The sequence below is a fragment of the Hymenobacter tenuis genome, assembly GCF_054780495.1.
This window is the reverse complement of the sequence record NZ_BAAGWF010000001.1, coordinates 444,499-461,826: the sequence shown is the minus strand read 5'-3', so window position 1 is coordinate 461,826 and position 17,328 is coordinate 444,499. Positions and strand designations below refer to the sequence as shown.

17 protein-coding genes are annotated in these 17,328 nt (G+C 54.4%); 14 read left to right on the top strand and 3 right to left on the bottom strand.

Translation table 11 applies throughout. The features are described from left to right. Positions 1-206: 206 nt before the first annotated feature. The 9 genes from ACYVGU_RS02040 to ACYVGU_RS02000 all read left to right on the top strand — a co-directional run bounded on the left by ACYVGU_RS02040 (position 207) and on the right by ACYVGU_RS02000 (position 9,900). On the top strand, positions 207-1,004 hold the full coding sequence (locus ACYVGU_RS02040) for an alpha/beta fold hydrolase (protein WP_460620699.1): 798 nt from the start codon (positions 207-209) through the stop codon (positions 1,002-1,004). A gap of 177 nt (positions 1,005-1,181) precedes the next feature. After that, positions 1,182-2,159 (top strand): alpha/beta hydrolase family protein, encoded by a 978-nt coding sequence (locus ACYVGU_RS02035; protein ID WP_460620698.1) that lies wholly within the window; start codon positions 1,182-1,184, stop codon positions 2,157-2,159. A gap of 113 nt (positions 2,160-2,272) precedes the next feature. Next, positions 2,273-2,563: a GIY-YIG nuclease family protein gene (locus tag ACYVGU_RS02030; RefSeq protein WP_460620697.1), complete on the top strand. Its 291-nt coding sequence runs from the start codon at positions 2,273-2,275 to the stop codon at positions 2,561-2,563. A 283-nt stretch (positions 2,564-2,846) separates the two neighbouring features. Beyond that, positions 2,847-4,658, top strand: coding sequence for an ABC transporter ATP-binding protein (locus ACYVGU_RS02025; RefSeq protein WP_460620696.1), 1,812 nt, complete (start codon positions 2,847-2,849; stop codon positions 4,656-4,658). A gap of 57 nt (positions 4,659-4,715) precedes the next feature. Continuing rightward, a complete protein-coding gene (locus ACYVGU_RS02020; RefSeq protein WP_460620695.1) occupies positions 4,716-5,102 on the top strand; it encodes an SH3 domain-containing protein in 387 nt (128 codons plus the stop codon). A gap of 179 nt (positions 5,103-5,281) precedes the next feature. After that, positions 5,282-6,289 carry a hypothetical protein gene (locus ACYVGU_RS02015; RefSeq protein ID WP_460620694.1) on the top strand — a complete coding sequence of 336 codons (1,008 nt, stop codon included), beginning with the start codon at positions 5,282-5,284 and terminating at the stop codon, positions 6,287-6,289. A gap of 182 nt (positions 6,290-6,471) precedes the next feature. Next, positions 6,472-7,539, top strand: a complete 1,068-nt coding sequence (locus ACYVGU_RS02010) for an SDR family oxidoreductase (protein ID WP_460620693.1) — start codon at positions 6,472-6,474, stop codon at positions 7,537-7,539. A 224-nt stretch (positions 7,540-7,763) separates the two neighbouring features. After that, on the top strand, positions 7,764-8,462 hold the full coding sequence (locus tag ACYVGU_RS02005) for a hypothetical protein (RefSeq protein ID WP_460620692.1): 699 nt from the start codon (positions 7,764-7,766) through the stop codon (positions 8,460-8,462). A 184-nt stretch (positions 8,463-8,646) separates the two neighbouring features. Then, positions 8,647-9,900 carry a gluzincin family metallopeptidase gene (locus ACYVGU_RS02000; RefSeq protein ID WP_460620691.1) on the top strand — a complete coding sequence of 418 codons (1,254 nt, stop codon included), beginning with the start codon at positions 8,647-8,649 and terminating at the stop codon, positions 9,898-9,900. Positions 9,901-9,982: 82 nt separating this feature from the next. On the opposite strand, the gene ACYVGU_RS01995 is transcribed toward ACYVGU_RS02000, so the two are convergent. Continuing rightward, a complete protein-coding gene (locus tag ACYVGU_RS01995) occupies positions 9,983-10,399 on the bottom strand; it encodes a tellurite resistance TerB family protein (protein WP_460612733.1) in 417 nt (138 codons plus the stop codon). Positions 10,400-10,587: 188 nt separating this feature from the next. On the opposite strand from ACYVGU_RS01995, the gene ACYVGU_RS01990 reads away from it, so the two are divergent. The 5 genes from ACYVGU_RS01990 to ACYVGU_RS01970 all read left to right on the top strand — a co-directional run bounded on the left by ACYVGU_RS01990 (position 10,588) and on the right by ACYVGU_RS01970 (position 14,549). Further along, entirely contained in the window at positions 10,588-10,995 is a 408-nt protein-coding gene (locus tag ACYVGU_RS01990) for a hypothetical protein (RefSeq protein ID WP_460620690.1), read from the top strand. A gap of 193 nt (positions 10,996-11,188) precedes the next feature. Further along, positions 11,189-12,397, top strand: a complete 1,209-nt coding sequence (locus ACYVGU_RS01985; protein WP_460620689.1) for a porin family protein — start codon at positions 11,189-11,191, stop codon at positions 12,395-12,397. 91 nt (positions 12,398-12,488) lie between these two features. Then, positions 12,489-12,893 (top strand): ACT domain-containing protein, encoded by a 405-nt coding sequence (locus ACYVGU_RS01980; RefSeq protein WP_460620688.1) that lies wholly within the window; start codon positions 12,489-12,491, stop codon positions 12,891-12,893. A 46-nt stretch (positions 12,894-12,939) separates the two neighbouring features. Next, on the top strand, positions 12,940-13,557 hold the full coding sequence (locus tag ACYVGU_RS01975; protein ID WP_460620687.1) for a DUF3885 domain-containing protein: 618 nt from the start codon (positions 12,940-12,942) through the stop codon (positions 13,555-13,557). A 71-nt stretch (positions 13,558-13,628) separates the two neighbouring features. After that, entirely contained in the window at positions 13,629-14,549 is a 921-nt protein-coding gene (locus tag ACYVGU_RS01970) for a carboxypeptidase-like regulatory domain-containing protein (protein WP_460620686.1), read from the top strand. Between the two features lie 63 nt (positions 14,550-14,612). On the opposite strand, the gene ACYVGU_RS01965 is transcribed toward ACYVGU_RS01970, so the two are convergent. Together ACYVGU_RS01965 and recN are read right to left on the bottom strand one after the other, a co-directional pair. Further along, positions 14,613-15,434: an enoyl-ACP reductase FabI gene (locus tag ACYVGU_RS01965; RefSeq protein WP_460612738.1), complete on the bottom strand. Its 822-nt coding sequence runs from the start codon at positions 15,432-15,434 to the stop codon at positions 14,613-14,615. Between the two features lie 146 nt (positions 15,435-15,580). After that, positions 15,581-17,254, bottom strand: a complete 1,674-nt coding sequence (gene recN, locus ACYVGU_RS01960) for a DNA repair protein RecN (RefSeq protein WP_460620685.1) — start codon at positions 17,252-17,254, stop codon at positions 15,581-15,583. Positions 17,255-17,328: the final 74 nt, after the last annotated feature.

Below are 17,328 nucleotides of genomic sequence, written 5' to 3'. Positions count from 1 at the left end.
CCGGTTAGGCCACTAGGTCCAAGTAATAGGTAAAGGCCTCCTAACGCTAATTTGTGGCCTACAAACGCAGCCTGGAGGCTTTTAGCCCCTAGCGCTGCGGGTTACTGACGACTTCCCAAAGCAGGAACATATCCTATTTTGATAAATATTTGACTTATTTAGTGAATTATGGTATATATTATCAATGCTCCCATTATCCCCCGGCCATGATAAATGTTATTAAGCGCAATAACGTAAGGATAGTAGGTCAAGGGTCCCGTACCTTGTTGTTTGTCAATGGCTTTGGCTGTGACCAAACCTTGTGGCGCTACATCATCCCGGCCTTCTCGCAGCACTTCCGGCTGGTGCTGTTTGACCACGTGGGCGCGGGGCTTTCTGATGCCTCGGCCTACAGCCCCGCGAAGTACGCTACGCTTGATGGCTATGCACAGGATTTGCTTGACATCTGTCACTTCCTTGACCTGAAACAAACCATTCTGGTGGGTCACTCCGTAGGCGCCATGATTGGCGTTCTGGCAGCAATCAAAGAGCCTGAGCACTTTGAGCAGTTGCTGCTGTTGTGCCCGTCGCCATGCTACCTCAACGATGCCGACTACAGAGGCGGCTTCGACCGCGACGATATTGATGCCATGCTGGCGTTTATGGAGCAGGATTATGTGGGCTGGGCCGATTCTTTCGCGCAGCTTATCATGGGCAACCCCGACCGGCCTACGTTGGCCACGGAGCTGATCCACAGCTTCTGCCAGAATGACCCTACCATTGCCAAGCAGTTTGCCCGCGTCACGTTTCTGGCGGATAACCGGACGGATGTGAAGCAGGTGAAAACGCCTTGCCTGCTGGTGCAGTGCGCCGAAGATATTATAGCACCGCCCGAAGTTGGAGAATACTTGAAGGCCGCCATTCCGGATGCTACACTTATTACCCTGCCCGTGTCTGGCCACTGCCCGCACATTAGCGCGCCCACTGAAACCCTGCAAGCCATGGAAGACTTCATGGCCGCCTAGCAGCACTAGCCCTTATATGGGTTCAAACCTCTTGTTGTTGGGGCTTACTCCCTGAATCAAGCGCACATGACCAACTTATGCGCCTGGTTACTACCTTCAGAACTTTATGCATCTTCGGCCGAGTAGCCAGCAAGCTGGCGCTCTAGGAAAATATTCTTCATTCTTTATCAACGGTTTGTGTCGTTTCGCTACCTAGTATTTAGCGGCTTATGGCTGCTGCTACCATTTCTCGCCCTCGCCCAAACGCCCGCCCCCGACAGCAGCTACACGGCCAAACTGCAGGCTCCTGGCGTGAAAATGATACCCATCGACGGCAAGTATAAAGTCTGGACCCAGAAAATTGGGCAGGGGAAAATCAAGTTACTGCTGCTGCATGGCGGCCCTGGCAACACGCACGAGTACTTCGAGAACTTTCCGGAGCACTTGGCCAAGGAAGGCGTCGAAATCTATTACTACGACCAGCTCAACTCCTACCATTCTGATAAAACCGACGACAAGAGCGTTTGGGAAATCAATCGGTTTGTGGAGGAAGTGGAGCAGGTGCGCCAAGGCCTCGGGCTAGATAATTTTTACCTGCTCGGGCACTCGTGGGGCGGCATGCTGGCCCTGGAATACGCCGCCAAATATCCGCAGCACCTGAAAGGCCTTATCACATCAGATATTGGCTATAAGGCTACCGTGTTCAACAAGCACCGCTTCAGCCAGTACGCCGCTATTATCGGGCGCCGGGCAGCCAAGGAAGGCAAGGTTATAGCGGGCCTCGATACAATGGGGCTCAAGGCCCTCTCGCCGTACATCACGCCCGATGTAATGAAGGAGTTCCGGCAGCTGCACATGATGCGCCTGCCCCAGGAGCCCGCCACGTTTACGCGCAGCCAGGCCCACATTACGCGCACGTACGCCGGCTATTTCATGCCATACATGCTGGCCTGGGACTTCTCTGATCGACTAGCCTCCATCAAGCCGCCAACCCTGGTTATCGGTGCTCAGCACGACTTTATCCCGACCGCCGATATTGAGTACATGCAGAAGCAGATTCCGAACTGCCAGAAATACATCTGCCCCGAAGGCTCGCACTACGCTATGTGGGACGACCCCAAGCACTACTTCCCGGCCCTGATCAAGTTCCTGCGCAAAACGGAGCGGAAGGGGTAATTCACTAGCCCAATGTGCAGGCGAAACCGGAGCAGCTCGCCCGCAACGGATCAGACTCCTTCTGCGATGTTAGCAGTGCAGAACGAACTCATGGCAGCAACTTTTTCTGTTTCATGTACCTGTATCTGCTCTCAAATCCTACCCGTACAGTGCTATACACAGGCGTAACCAACGACTTGGAACGGCGCCTCCACGAACACAGTCAGCAGTTAGGTAGCTGGGGCAAATTTACTGGTCGCTATCAGTGTAATCTGCTTGTGTATTTTGAAACATGTGCAACTGCAGCCCAGGCCATTAGCAGAGAAAAGGAAATCAAAGGGTGGAGCCGTGCCAAGAAAGAGGACCTAATTAGCAGCCTGAACCCCACCTGGGCGCTAATAGACTTGAGCACATGGGCTGGTTAATACTGGCTTCTCATAATAGAACGTCATGCAGAGCGCAGCGAGGCATCTTGCGTGCTGACGTTGTTAAACCAGTTCAATAATCCGAGCGAGATGCTTCGCTGCGCTCTGCATGACGTTCTGCAAAGCCCAATGAATCTGCCATTACTATAAGATTCAAGTAACAGGTGATACTGGTGAGTATATCCGGGAACAATGGTGAAGTACTTTATTATTCCTTCCGAATAACCCCTACCCCTTGAAGCTCGTCTAACCGGCTACCTAGTACCTAGCCCCACACGACCCGATGAGCCTCTGGGAAATAATTAAGCGCCTATATCCATATGTGCTGCCCTACCGGGGGCTGGTGGTGGCTACGCTGCTGCTGACGCTGGTGGGCTCATTGGCGGCTCAGGTAAATCCGTTTGTGCTGCGCTATACCGTGGACACGGTGCAAGGCATGTTGGACCGCAACCAGGGCCTAGCAGAGGGCGCCGATCTGCTGCTGCTGGTGAGCGCCTTGCTGCTGGGCAAAGAAGTTATCAATACCCTGATCCAGTTCGGGCAGAAGTTCTACGGAGAGAAAATCCGCATCAACGTATCGAGCACGCTTTCTCAGGATGCGGTGCACAAGGTGCTTAGCTACCAGCTCGGCTTCTACTCCGACAGCGGCAACCAAACCGGCAAGCTCCAAACGCGCATTGACCGGGGTGTGGAAAGCCTCATGAAGCTGGTGCAGAACTTTTTTATTGACATTCTGCCGCTTTTTGCAAACTCCATTGTGGCGCTGGTGATTATGTTTATGGCCAACCTGTACGTGGGGTTGGTAGCCGTGGCAGTGCTGCCGGTGTACTTCTGGCTCAGCTACCGGCAGGCCGATAAGCTCAACGGCACGCGCCGGGCGTTGCGCGGCTTGCGCGAGGCCAAAAGCCAGGGCCTGGTGAACCTGATTGACTCGGCAGTGGTCATCAAAAGCTTTGTGCGCGAAGATTACGAGGAGCAAAAGCAGGCCCGCGTACAGCAAAACCTGCAGGAAGCCCAGCTCCAGACGCGCAAAACCAACTTCCTCTACGACGGCCTCAAGACCTTTACCGAGCAGATTGGGGTAGTACTGATCATCATTCTGACAGCCTACCTAGTGCTCGACCGGCAGATCAGCATCGGGGCCATTATGTTCCATATTCTGCTGTTCAATAACGTATCGGCCCCCATCCGCCAGCTGCACCGCATCTACGATGAGATGAACGACGCCCTTACCTACTCCGAGGGCTTCTTCGATATCCTGGATGCCGTGGATGCCGTGGAGCCCACCGGCCAGCTCTTACCCGACAACTTAAAAGGCACCTTCGACATCTGCAACGTTGACTTTACCTACCCAAGCGGTACCCAGGCCCTGCACGATGTGTGCCTGACTATTGAGGCCGGCAAAACCACGGCGCTGGTGGGCCTAAGCGGGGCCGGCAAAAGCACCATCATCAACCTGCTGTGCAAATTCTATGAGCCCGACCACGGCAAAATGCTCCTGGATGGCAAGCCGCTAGCCAACTACAACACCCATGCCCTGCGGCAGAAAATTGGGCTAGTACTCCAGAAGAACCACATTTTCAAGGGCACCATTGAAGAAAATATCCGCTACGGCGTGATGGATGCCACGCTAGAGCAAATTCAATACGCCGCCAAGCAAGCCTACCTGCATGAGCAGATACTGGAGTTGCCGAAAGGATATGAGTCGGATGCCCAGCAGCTTTCGGGCGGGCAGCAGCAGCGCATTGCCATTGCCCGGCTGTTCCTGAAAAACCCACCCATCATCTTCCTCGATGAACCCACGGCTTCTCTCGACGCCATTGCCACCGAGCAAATCAAGAACAGCCTCGATGCCATCAAGAAGGGCCGTACGGTGGTCATCATCTCCCACAGCCTAGCCCAGATTGTAGATTCCGACTGCATTTTTGTGATGAAGCAAGGCCGCATGGTGGAAAGCGGCACCCACGAAGAGCTCTATGACCTGCGCGGCACCTACCGCGAAATCTTCGACGCCTCCGCTCGTAGCCTCAACATCGAGAAGCTGGCCCGGGTAATGGTGGACGACGAGGACGAGGTGGGCGATACAGCTGCGTAAGGTACATCTATCCTATAGCCTGCCTACCTTTGAAACTCATATCTTCTTTAACGACAGATGGGTTTTACAATTACTCCGATAGCACATCGTGATAGCAAATGGCGTGTAAACTGGATACAACTGGCTATCTGGATTTTATTTATCAATATATGTCTTACACTATGGGTTAACTATATGATAGGACCAACCAAGCATCCAGTATCGGTAACTGGAAAAAACGTGCCTGTCTATTCAATGGCTACTGATACCGCGCGAGCTTCTCACGTTATTGGGACAGTTAATGAAGGTAGCACTGTGGATTTAGCGGGGATACAGGCCGATGGCTGGTGTCAGGTATCATTGCCGGAAGCTGGATTCCCACGTTTAAATGGATATATCCAGCAACAATTTTTATTAATTTCTGACTCAACGCGAAAGGCTTTGAGAACTAAGCAGAAGATTTAGCGAGAAGACCACCAGTATTCTACGGCAAGAACCCGCCTGCCGCTGCTTTATAACATGTGGTTACGGCGAGGAAATAGCCCCGAAGCACCTTGTGGTAGGATTAAGCAGAACGGCCTTTTTCTGGATGACGGGTAGGCGGCAGCGCCTACCTTTGGAGAGCATTATTTGTCTCCTGCCTGATGAAACGTTTACTCCTGGCCGCGCTGCTGAGCAGTAGTGTAGCGGTTTACGCCCAGAAACCTCCGTTTAGCATCCAAACCATCCGTCTACCGAAGGAAATTGCGGACCGCAACAACCAGTTTTCGGGGTTGCACATCTATAACAATACACTGCTGCTGCTAGCGGAGAGCCGCTTGCAGGAAGGCGCCGAGGCCAAGGTGTATGCTATTGACCTATCCAGTATTGATACCCAGGTAGCAAAGAAGCCAGCGCAGGAGCTGGGGTATAAGAAATACGTCATTCAGGACCTCGACAAGCTTAGGGCACGACTTGACAGCCTGGGGCAGGTATACGAAGGGCTGGAAGGCCTGACGATGCTGAGCAGTACAGCCTACTTTTCCATCGAAACCACCACGCCTTCGCCTTACTGCTATGTGCTGAAGGGAGTGGTAGATGATGCCCAAGGAATCATCAGGATGGATACGCACTACCTGGTGCCGCTGGCCAAACCGGCTCTCACGAACGGCACCCACGTGCACAACGCCGGCTTTGAAGGCATCACGAGCTACGACAACAGCCTGCTACTGCTCTTTGAATACAACTACTTCACGCACGATAACTACGCTTTTCTGCTACCCCAGGCGGCGGCCACAACCGACGTTCCGCGCTATGTGCCCGTGGCTCGGCTGCCTTTCCGCGTGACAGATATAGTGCCGGATGGTAAGAACCGTTTTACAGCCATTAACTATTTCTACAATGGCGCCGAAGACAGTGTGTACCGTACTTCGCCATCTGACCCGGACACTCGATTTATCCGAAACGGGGCCGATTACCAGAATTATTGCCGGCTAATCAGCGTGAAGTATACGCGCAAGAAACTACGCTGGAAACCGCTGTTTGAGCTTCCCAAGGAATACATGACCTACAACTGGGAAGGAATTGCGGGCTACAAGGGCGGGTATTTCCTGATCAACGACAAATACGGGCCCTCCAACCAGTCTACCTTACTGTACTTGCAGAAGCGGTAAACCGCTGTTGGTTAGCATGGTGCTATATGGTGCGTTACAAAATGCTGTTTTATCTGTTCTAGCAGCTTCCGCCACGTGAGTTGCGGGCCTTTTCTGGCCTTGCTGACGCGTGTCACGTAAGGGTTATGCGCTACGCTTGCCGTAGCAAGTACCCCTAGAACTTTACACCAGCCTTTCACTTTATGACTCAGATAGCCCTAGTAATTGGCTCAAGCGGCATCATTGGCAGCAACCTGGCCCGCGAGCTGCTAGTCAACGGATGGACCACGTACGGCCTGGCCCGTAACCCCGGCACCGACATCAGCGGCCTGCAGCCCGTAGCGGCCGATTTGCTTGACCCGGCCAGCCTGCAAACAGCCTTAGCCGATATTCAGCCTACCCATGTGTTCATCACCAGCTGGATGCGCAATGACACGGAGGCCGAAAACATTCGCGTGAATGCCGGCATGGTCCGTAACTTATTGGATGCGCTTTCTGCCAAGGGCTCGGTGCAGCACGTGGCCCTGGTTACGGGGCTGAAGCACTACCTCGGGCCATTTGAGGCGTACGCCAAAGAAGGCTTTTTGCCGCTTACTCCCCTACGCGAGGAACATCCGCGCCTTAACATCGAAAACTTCTATTACGCCCAGGAAGATGAGGTGTATGCCGCCGCGGCCCGCGACGGATTTACCTGGAGTGTACACCGGCCCCATACCATTATCGGGAAGGCCGTGGGCAACCAGATGAACCTGGGCACCACGCTGGCTGTGTACGCGACCATCTGCAAGGAAACCGGTCGGCCGTTCCGGTGGCCAGGCTCAGAAGCGCAGTGGAATGGCCTTTCCGACGTAACCGATGCCCGCATCATTGCCAAACAGCTCATTTGGGCCGCTACCACCGAAGCCGCCCAGAATGAGGCGTACAACATCGTGAACGGCGACGTGTTCCGCTGGAGTTGGCTGTGGGGCCGGCTGGCCGATTGGTTTGGCGTGGAAGCCGCAGGATTTGATGGCACTATTCACCCGCTGGAAGCTGAAATAGCCCACGACGGCCCGGTGTGGCGCCAAATTGCCGAACGCCATAACCTAGTTGAGCCCAACCTAGCGCGCCTGGCCTCGGCCTGGCACACCGACCTAGACCTGGGCCGGCCCATTGAGGTGATGACCGATATGGCGAAGAGCCGAAAGCTCGGTTTCCGCGAGTATCAGTCTACGGAAGACTCGTTCTTCGACCTGTTTGAGCAGCTCCGCGCCGACCGCCTGATTCCGTAACGCATCCTGTTTTGGTTTTCTGTACTGCCGGACCTGCCTGCTCTTCACCATGATGCAGGCGGGTCCGGCAGTTGCTTGATGGGGTTACCCTAGTAGTACTGCCAGGCCACCGGCAAAGCTATTTAGCTGAAATAACCGGTTGCTTCTGGGTAAGCACCGTAAACCCAACCGGTGCGGGTTTCTCCTGCGCTTCGCCCTAGCGGCGACACCCTGTACTTGCACTCATGCATCACTTCACCGTAGAACGCCTCACCTTCGATACGCTTTCGGAACTACCCAACGCCTGGCAAGCCGCTGATTACAATGCCCTGCTGCTCAAAACCGGCTACGACAGCCCCGAAACGCTACCCCCCGACGAACTGAAAACCATGTGCCACATGGCCCTCACCGACCTGGAGCCTACCGAGGCGGCGCAGTTAGTGCTGGAGCACCTGTTTGAAGACCAGCTCACGGCGGGCCAGATCGAAAACCTGGCCCACCAGATGCTGACGGAGAAGCTGTGGGAAGAAAACCCCGAACTCAGCCAGCACGAAGGCTTTTTTAAAGCGACACAGCTGCTCTACACTGCCTACAACGGGAAGTTCCCGAGGGCCGAAGCAGTGCAGTTTCAGGTGCAGCTCACAGCTGAAACCGCGGAAGACCTCCTGATTTTCCAGAACCAGCCGGAAGCTCCGCTCCTGCGCTTGCTGGCCCAGGGCATGCCCGACAATACGCTGTTGAAACGCCTATTCCATGAGCAGCTGGAGGGTACTAGCTTCCCCGAAGCCCCGAACATCATCTGGCAGCTGCACTTGGTGAAGCAAGAGGAAACGCTGGCCATATACGAGGTAATAAGCTCGGCTTATTGGCTGGATGATTTTAAGTACGCCGACTCCTACCAGGCTACTACCCATGCCGAGGCTTTACCTGAAGTAGCAAGCTAGCAAGCTGGGGCTGCTACCCTAGTTTCTGGCTGTAGCAGCCCCTAGCGCTTTTCTGGCGCTTTGGCCCCCTACTGAATAGCTGACAGCCTGCACGGACGGTGTACGGCTAAGGCTGTATTAACTGTAGCAGTTATCTGATATAGACCCAAATACAATAGCTTAGCAACGTTATGTGCTTATTCTCATGAAGTCTATCCTGCTACTAGGCCTGTTTGTATTGGCAACCCTATTTCCTTGCCAAGCCCGAAACAAGGTAAAAGTCGAAGTAACTATTCAGCCTGACACGCATTCCTTTTCCTGCCGCTATACCCTCGATGCTGCTTCTGCCACGCCGGGTAGTCTGGTGCTGTATGTGAACAAAACGTTTCAGGTGGCGCAGGTAACAGGCCCTCAGGTGCTCAGCTACCGCTCCAGCCGTTTCTTTGATGCATTTCAACAAGACACACTGCAACAGCTGGCCATTCAGTTTGCCACTGCCAAGCCTCGCCAGCGCCTAACGGTGGCGTATAGCGGCACGCTACCCAGCCGCTTTTACGCCGATAGTGTGGTAGACTTTACTGCGCAGGCTGGCTGGCTGCCTAACATCCTGCACAAAGAGTATGAGTTGGTAGATTACCAGTTGGTAGTGCTGGTGCCAGAGGCGTACCACGTGGTGAGCACGCAGTTGCCTCGCCGCTCCGCTCCGGGCCGTTACACCTTCACAGGCACTGCACCCAATATCGAAATCGGTGGAATAGCAGCCCGTAGGTTTACTACCCTTTCTTCGGAAGTCAAAGGCCCGCAGGTTAGCCTAGTAAAAGCGAATCGCCCGATGAATGCGCTGGACAGGAAATTACTGGAAAACGCTGAAAAGATTATCCGGCATCAGAACCAGACCTTCGGCAGCAAAGCCCCCATTACACGCTTTACATTGCTGCTGCCTAGTCTTAACCGCTCTGCCTCAGGGCTTTTGGATAACGCCGCTGTAATTACCTACCTCAACTTCAATACGGAGCAGGACCCAGAAGACCTGATGATTCTGGCGCACGAAATCAGCCACAAGTGGTGGGGCTACGGAGCCTGGGATACCTACAATAACTGGCTGAATGAGGCCTTTGCCAGCTATTCAGGCTTGCTCTACTTGCAGGCAGTGGGCGATACAGCCAGCTTTCGGAAGCAACTTGTAAAGCGGCAGAAATCGGCTGTTTTAGCCCCTGGGCCTATACTAGGCTTTGAACTTACGAAGTACGATTATCAAACCAGGAGGTCGGTGATCTATGACAAGGGAACCATCATCCTCTATGAGCTGCACCAGCGGCTAGGCGACTACCCCTTTTTTCAAATCCTGACGAAAACCGCCGCTGCCAAAGTCGCCACTACGGAAGAGTTCCTGCAGATTGTAGAGCAGCAAAGCGGCCCAGAAACCCGCTCGTGGCTGGAGAATAAGCTACGCACCTAGCCCCACTCAACACGAAAGCCTGGCCCTCCTCCCATTCAGGAAAAGCGCCAGGCTTTGGTATGCTCTGATGGCTGCCTACTGGCTAGCTCACCGTGGGCGGGTTGCGGTTCACGACGGGCCCAGCGCCGGCCAGCTGGCTGACCATATCATCAAGTATTTCCTTGCTGTACCCGATGCGGTTGGCGTATTCCATGCACAGGCCGTATTCGCGTGGGTCAATCTGGCCGTCCTGTAGCATCATCTGCACCAGGGTCTGGAGTTCCAGGGTGCGTTGCAGCCCCTCGGAGGGCACTACAAAGCTGAGCACCGACAGGTTATCGGCAATGGGCTGCACCTCCTTGGCGGTAAGCCCCAGCCGGTTGCCAATTTCGAGCAGAAACTGGCTTTCGTCTTCGTCCAGCTGGCCATCGGCAGCCGCTACCAGTACTAGGTTCTGAAAGAAGGCCAACTTCTTTTGAGGCGTGTTCAATACCTCTTCCAGCTTATGTTGATGCTGCATACGGGTAAGTGATAGAGGCGACCTTATAAAAGTCGCCGGTGAGGGGAGCTAGTTTGAACGCCACCTGCTTCGGAAGGTTACCGCAAACCCAGGCACCAAACATTCCTGATTTCTTGCCGTTACTTGCAGCAGATGGTGTTTGGCAAGCTGCACACACCAGCCAACGTGCCTACCTCAATAAGCTGCATATGATTACGTCGTTACGTCGGGGAGATGGAAGCGTATACCTGACGGTAGAACGAAACAAGCGAGAAAACTACATCCATGCCCATTGGTTTGGCCGCCAAACGTTGGCCACGGTAATGGATGGCGGCCTCACTTACCTAGACTTATTGCGCCAAGAGCCCTGCCCCAAGCTCCTCAACGACCACCGCGACTTGGTAGGCACTTTCACAGAAGCCAACGATTGGATTGAACAGATCTGGACGCCGCTGATTATAGGAGCCGGGTTGCGCTACATGGGGCAGGTAGTGTCGCCAGATATTTTCAGTCAGATTTCCATCGAGGACCTGCAGCATCGCATCGGCGATAGGCTCGATTTACATCTATTTGAGACCCTAGAGGATGCTCAGACCTGGTTGCGGGCCCAGGAGTAGCACGTAGCTGCTGGCTACTTCCCCAGTTATAGGCGGCCGGTTTCAGCCGTTTGCAGGCCTAGTAAAATGTAGCTGAGAGAGGAAGTTAGCGTGGCTTAGATTCGGCCAAAACAGGATTCATAACATTCAGATAATACACAGGACATATTGAAGTAACAGGTAATGCCGCACTTTGTGTCAGCATTACCTCTGTATGAAGAAACTGTTAATCAGCCTGTTGTTTCTGGCTTCAGGATACGCGCACGGGCAAGGTTCCGACACGCTAGTAAAGGCGCCGCCGGTGGCCAAAAAGTGGTTTGAAACCTTTGCCATTCGGGGCTATGTGCAGGCGCGCTATAACCGCCTGCTCGAAACCAACGCCGACCTTTCGTGCGAGCAATGTGATAGATCGTGGGGCAATAATGGTGGCTTTTCCATCCGCCGGGCCCGGATTATCTTTTTCGGGCAGCTGCACGAGCGGGTGTACTTCTACATTCAGCCTGATTTTGCCAGCACTCCCGGGGGCAGCACCTCGATGAATTTTGTGCAACTCCGCGATGCATACCTCGATTTGGGCCTGACGAAAACCAACGAATTCCGCATCCGGATTGGCCAAAGTAAAATTCCCTACGGCTTCGAGAACATGCAGTCGAGCCAGAACCGCCTGGCACTTGACCGCAACGATGCCCTAAACAGTGCCGTGGCCAACGAGCGAGACCTGGGTGCTTTCTTGTACTGGGCGCCTACCAAAATTCGGCAGCGCTTCAGCCGCTTGGTGAAAGATGGGCTGAAAGGCTCTGGCGATTATGGCGTAATCGGACTAGGTGCCTACAACGGCCAAACCGCTAACCGCCCGGAGCTCAACAACCAACGCCACATAGTAGCCCGCGCCACCTACCCTTTTGAGATAGGAAAACAGATAATCGAGCCCTCCTTGCAGGCATACACAGGCGAATATGTACTCGCCAAAGACCAGCTTTCCGAAGGCGTGAAGTATTGCCGCGACTTGCGCTACCTCGATCAGCGCATGGCTGCCACCTTTGTGCTGTATCCCCAGCCCTTCGGCGTGCAGGCCGAGTACAACATTGGCCGCGGACCCGAGTTTAACCCGCGCACCGACAGCATTGAAACTCGACGGCTGCACGGCGGCTACGTGCTTTTCAACTATCGGCTGCAGTATAAGCAGCAGCAGTTTTATCCGTTTGTACGCCTGCAAACCTATGATGGCGGCAAAAAGCACGAGCGGGATGCCCGCAGCTACTCCGTGCGAGAGGCTGAGTTTGGGCTGGAATGGCAACCGGTTAGTAGCTTTGAGCTGGTAACCATGTATACGCTTTCTTCGCGCCGCTTCGAGGATTTCCAGCGTCCCGACAACCGCCAGCGCGGCGGCTTGCTGCGCCTGCAGGCCCAGCTGAACTTCTAGCTGTATCTGCCACGCGGCCGCTCAGGGCCACGGAGGGTTCGGGCTTTCTTGCTACCTAGCAGGTTGATAGCCCTTACGCCTCACTTCCCTCATGACCGGAGAAACAGATCTTTCGCGGCTGCTTGCTACCCTCACGCCAGAGCTAAACCCCGGCGCCTACGTTTTCTGCTCCATTCCCGGCCCTGGCGTGTTTCCTGCCTCAGAAGTACTCGGCCTGTTTCGGGAGCCAGAAGGCACTACGGTTATTATCCCCCAGCACCTCGCCGACCAGCACCACCTCCCCTACTCGTTTGTAGCCGCCTGGATTACCCTCCGCGTACATTCGTCTCTGGAAGCAGTGGGCCTCACGGCAGCTTTTGCCACGGCCCTTACCGCTGCCCACATCAGCTGCAACGTCATTGCAGGCTTCTACCACGACCATATCTTTGTGGCCCAGCCCGACGCTGAAAAAGCCCTGCAGGTGCTGCAGCAACTATCAGCCACCGCGGCTCAATAAGCGGACGTATCCCACCGATATTTCTTTCCATGCCATCAGGCAAACTATGCCCACTGCCCTATCACACTTTTTAGGGCAACAATATCCTAGCCTGAGACTTGCTGACCCTCTGTTCCATAACTGGCCAATCTACCTTCGCTTTGACTTACAGGACGAAGCACTGGCTACCTCTGACGATTCTTACTTTCAGGAAGTAGTTTGCAGAGCATCCCTCTTATTTCAAGCAGTCTTCGCACCTACTGATGCTGTTCTGGTAGTCTATCAGTATTCACGCTACAAAAGGCACCGGCTTAGAAACAGCAACTTCCTGTTCCGGCAACTCTTGGTCCGGAAAACCGATGCCCATTTTCAACGCATTGTGTATCCTCACTTTTTTGCGCCTCATAAATGGTCGAGGGCACACTGCATTACGAGTGCTTCGCAGATTCCTCACGCTACCATTCTAGCGGCAATTGCGAACCAGGACTTCCGTAGGATTCCAGCCCTTCATGGTCAGGTGTTTTTTCTCAACCAGCGCACGGGCCTGGCCTTCCACATGTACGACGACCGTGGCCTGGATATACTAGGCCCCGACGTAGCATCCTTGCGCCCTCTTTACGACACGTACAGCCACCTACTACTCGACTACGACCGACCGCAAATGGACCGTTTGTTTATGCCGTAAGCATAATCTTCCTACTGTGGTATGGAATCCGGATAGGTGATGCATCTAGTAGGCACACTCATCCGATTCTTATGAAACAGTTACTACTGCTTTGTTTGTGTCTATTTCAACAATTCCTTACCCTAGCCCAGCAGCCTGTGGTAGCGGGCCGCATTCTGGATGATAAGACAGGTCACAGTTTACCCGGTGTCACTATTTTACAAAAAGGCACCCTTAACGGCATCTCCTCCGACTCCGACGGCCGCTTTACGCTGAGCTTGGCGGCCGGCACCGACAGCGTGACGCTCCAGGTATCGTTTATCGGCTACAAATCTCAGGAATTGCGGATAGCGGCAGGTAGCAACACCATGGTACGGCTTCTGGAGTCGCCCGCCACTTCTTACTGCGACTTATGCGTTCTGCCAAAGCTGGCTATGGGCCTTTCCAGCGGGCTGCCCTACACCCCAGTGGGGGCATCTGTGCAACTATTTGGTGAGGGCCTGGTGGACATGCCCATTACTGCTACCGTCAACTACCGCACAAACCTGAGCTGCGAGCATGCCCTCACGGCTACGCTCAGCCTGCCGCCTTTATTTCCCAGAAACCGCTTGCATTTCCGGGAGAGCCTGGTGTACCAACGGTTGCATATCGCAGATACACACCTAAATTTCAGGAGCTACTCAGCTATTGCTGACGTAGGATTTTATCGCATTGGCAACATACGCGTACCAGATCTGCTGGTAGGCGCCGGTTACGCCCGGCACCACCCCTCTGGCCCTCACGACACTCGTCCAAGTTCAGGAATAGGCTACAGCGTTGGAGTGTGCGGCAACCTACTGCCCGATTCGTTCAGCCTTGCTGGTTATGCGCTGGCAACTCGTTGGCCCGGTTACTGGCAGCTGAAGGGCCAACTCATGCACAGCTTCAACATTTACTACAAATTTGGGGTCGAAGTTCAGACCCTGGGCTCCTACAGAGAAGTAGCCATAATGCTGAACCGCTTTTTCTACTAGCCCCCAAACACAAAAAAGCCCGACCAAGTTGGCCGGGCTTTCTGCTTTATCACCTGATTCGACCTAGGCTTTGCTGTTGGTAATCAGTTCTACAATTTCCTCCGAGATGCCGGTGGTGCTGAAGCCGCCGTCGTGCATCAGGTTCTGCATGGTCACGTAGCGGGTCAGGTCCGAGAACAGGCTAACGCAGTAATCGGCGCAGGCTTCAGCCGGGGCGTTGCCTAGCGGCGAAAGGCGGTCGGCGTACTCGTAAAACGCATCGAAACCGCTGATGCCGGTACCAGCCGTGGTTTTAGTGGGCGACTGCGAAACGGTGTTCACTCGCACTTTCTTCAGCTTGCCGAGGCGCTGACCATAGCTGCGGGCAATGCTCTCGAGCATTGCCTTGGCCTGCGACATGTCCGTGTAATCAAGGAAAGCGCGCTGGGCCGCGATGTACGACAGCGCTACTACCGAGCCCCACTCGTTGAAGGCATCCTGCTTTTCAGCTACGGCCAGCATGCGGTGCAACGACATAGCCGACACGTCGAGCGTCTTCTGGTACCACTCGTAGTTCAACTCGCCGTAGTGCTTGCCCTTCCGGATGTTGGCGCTCATGCCAATGCTGTGCAGCACAAAGTCAATTTTGCCACCGAGTTGCTCCTGCGCGCCGCTGAACAGCTTTTCCAGATCCTCCATGGAGGTAGCATCGGCCGGGATGATGGGCGCGTTGCACTGCTCCGAAAGCTTGTTGATTTCGCCCATGCGCATGGCCAGCGGGGCGTTGGTGAGCACAAAGCGGGCACCTTCGGCGTGGGCCTTCAGGGCTACTTTCCAGGCAATTGATTCCTCGTTTAGAGCACCAGAAATGATGCCGACCTTGCCAGCGAGTAGGTTGTTAGACATGTGGTGAAGTTGTGAGCTTGTGAAGTTGTGAACGTTGGATGGCCCTGCTGCTGCCTCTGATATAATGCCCAGAGCAACCCGCGCAAGGCCAGTTATGCGGCGCCAAGTTAGCTATTCACAACGTCACAATTCTTCCCCTTCGCATTCTATCCTACCAATTCCTCACCGCCCATGGCTAATAGCTCGCGGGCGCTTTGGTAGGCGTGTTGGCTGGGCTTGGCACCGGAAATCATCTGAGCAATTTCCTGAATGCGCTCCTCTAGGTTCAGCATCCGGATACGGCTCACAGTGCGGTCGGCACGGTCTTCTTTGTACACGAAATAGTGCGTGTCGCCGGCTGCGGCCATTTGGGGCAGGTGGCTGATGGTAATGAGTTGATGCTTCTTGGCCATTTGCTGCATCATTCGGCCCACTTTCACCGCAATTTCACCGCTGATACCCGTATCAATTTCATCGAAAACGATGGTTGGCAAGGCAGTTTTATCCGCCAGCATGTACTTGATGCACAGCATCAGGCGCGAGAACTCACCACCGGATGCAGCTTTGCTCAACGTTTGAGGCTGGGCGCCTTTGTTGGCCGTGAACAGGATGCTGATAACGTCAATACCACTCGCGGCGGGCGCGCCTTCCTGGTGCTGCACCACAATGCGCGAGTTAGGCATGCCCAAGTCTGAAAGCAACGAAACTAGCTCCTTCTCGAACTTCGGAAACACCTTACGCCTAGCCTCCGAAAGACGCGTAGCCTGTTTCCGGACGGCGGCTAAGGCTCCTTCTGATTCGCGGCGCAGGCGGTTTATCTGCTTATCTAGGTTGAGCACCGAGCTAACCTTATCCCGCAACTCAGAGCGGACAGCCAGCAGGGCTACTACATCACGCACCTGGTGCTTGCGCTGGAGGCTGTAGAGCACATTTAGGCGGCCTTGCAGCTCATCAATGCGGGCAGGGTCGCCTTCTGTGCGGCGCTCTACTACCTCTATTTCGTTGGCAATGTCGTGCAGTTCAATCAGGCAGGAGTCGAGACGATGTTTTAGCTCACGGGCCTGCTCAGAATAAGCTGCAATCTGACCTAGTAAAGAAGCAGCCTCTTTCATAGCGCCGGTAGCGCAATACTCGCTTTCCGTCAGGCTCTGAAGGGCATTCGTGAGCTTGAACTTGATTTCTTCGGCGTGCTCCAGCTCTTTTACTTCCTGCTCCAGCTCATCCTGGTGTTCATTATCAAGACGGGCATCTTCCAGCTCATTCAGCAAAAAGCTATGATAATCCAGCTCCTTGTTGGCCTGAGCTACTTGGTCCTCTAGGCATTTCAAGTCGGCTTCCAACTTGCGGTATTGGCGATACGCGTTGCTGTACTGCGCCCTACTAGGCACCAAGCCGGCGTAAAGGTCCAGTAGGTTCAGCTGAAACACGGCATCCCCGAGCAGCAGCGTATCGTGCTGGGAATGAATATCCATGAGGTTCGCCCCGATGTTGCGCAGGGTTTCCAGCGTTACGGGGGTATCATTCACGAACGCCCGGCTTTTGCCAGCGGGGCTTACCTCTCGCCGCAGAATGCATTGCGTGTCGTAGTCCAGATCCTCGGCTTCAAAGATATCCTGGAGCTGGTAGCCGCTGATGTCAAACTGGCCTTCAATCACACATTTCTTCTCCGTATCGAAGAGCATGCGTGAGTCGGCCCGATTGCCCAGCAGCAGCCCAATGGCACCCAGCATAATGGATTTACCGGCACCCGTTTCGCCGGTAATAATATTGAGAAGGGCCGAAGGTTGCAGCTCTAGCTGCTCAATCAGGGCGTAATTACGGATGCGCAAGTCAACCAACATAGCAATCCAACATGAGGGCCGGGAACCCGGCCGTAGCTAATAAATGAGAAAAGCTACGGTCCGGGCACAACCGG

Coding starts and splice junctions, on each gene's coding strand:
- ACYVGU_RS02015 (WP_460620694.1), top strand. CDS start 5,282: ATGAAACGTTTACTCCTGGCCGCGCTGCTGAGCAGTAGTGTAGCGGTT.
- ACYVGU_RS02040 (WP_460620699.1), top strand. CDS start 207: ATGATAAATGTTATTAAGCGCAATAACGTAAGGATAGTAGGTCAAGGG.
- ACYVGU_RS01970 (WP_460620686.1), top strand. CDS start 13,629: ATGAAACAGTTACTACTGCTTTGTTTGTGTCTATTTCAACAATTCCTT.
- ACYVGU_RS02025 (WP_460620696.1), top strand. CDS start 2,847: ATGAGCCTCTGGGAAATAATTAAGCGCCTATATCCATATGTGCTGCCC.
- ACYVGU_RS02005 (WP_460620692.1), top strand. CDS start 7,764: ATGCATCACTTCACCGTAGAACGCCTCACCTTCGATACGCTTTCGGAA.
- recN (WP_460620685.1), bottom strand. CDS start 17,254: ATGTTGGTTGACTTGCGCATCCGTAATTACGCCCTGATTGAGCAGCTA.
- ACYVGU_RS02030 (WP_460620697.1), top strand. CDS start 2,273: ATGTACCTGTATCTGCTCTCAAATCCTACCCGTACAGTGCTATACACA.
- ACYVGU_RS01975 (WP_460620687.1), top strand. CDS start 12,940: ATGCCCACTGCCCTATCACACTTTTTAGGGCAACAATATCCTAGCCTG.
- ACYVGU_RS01995 (WP_460612733.1), bottom strand. CDS start 10,399: ATGCAGCATCAACATAAGCTGGAAGAGGTATTGAACACGCCTCAAAAG.
- ACYVGU_RS02010 (WP_460620693.1), top strand. CDS start 6,472: ATGACTCAGATAGCCCTAGTAATTGGCTCAAGCGGCATCATTGGCAGC.
- ACYVGU_RS01990 (WP_460620690.1), top strand. CDS start 10,588: ATGATTACGTCGTTACGTCGGGGAGATGGAAGCGTATACCTGACGGTA.
- ACYVGU_RS01985 (WP_460620689.1), top strand. CDS start 11,189: ATGAAGAAACTGTTAATCAGCCTGTTGTTTCTGGCTTCAGGATACGCG.
- ACYVGU_RS01965 (WP_460612738.1), bottom strand. CDS start 15,434: ATGTCTAACAACCTACTCGCTGGCAAGGTCGGCATCATTTCTGGTGCT.
- ACYVGU_RS02020 (WP_460620695.1), top strand. CDS start 4,716: ATGGGTTTTACAATTACTCCGATAGCACATCGTGATAGCAAATGGCGT.
- ACYVGU_RS02000 (WP_460620691.1), top strand. CDS start 8,647: ATGAAGTCTATCCTGCTACTAGGCCTGTTTGTATTGGCAACCCTATTT.
- ACYVGU_RS01980 (WP_460620688.1), top strand. CDS start 12,489: ATGACCGGAGAAACAGATCTTTCGCGGCTGCTTGCTACCCTCACGCCA.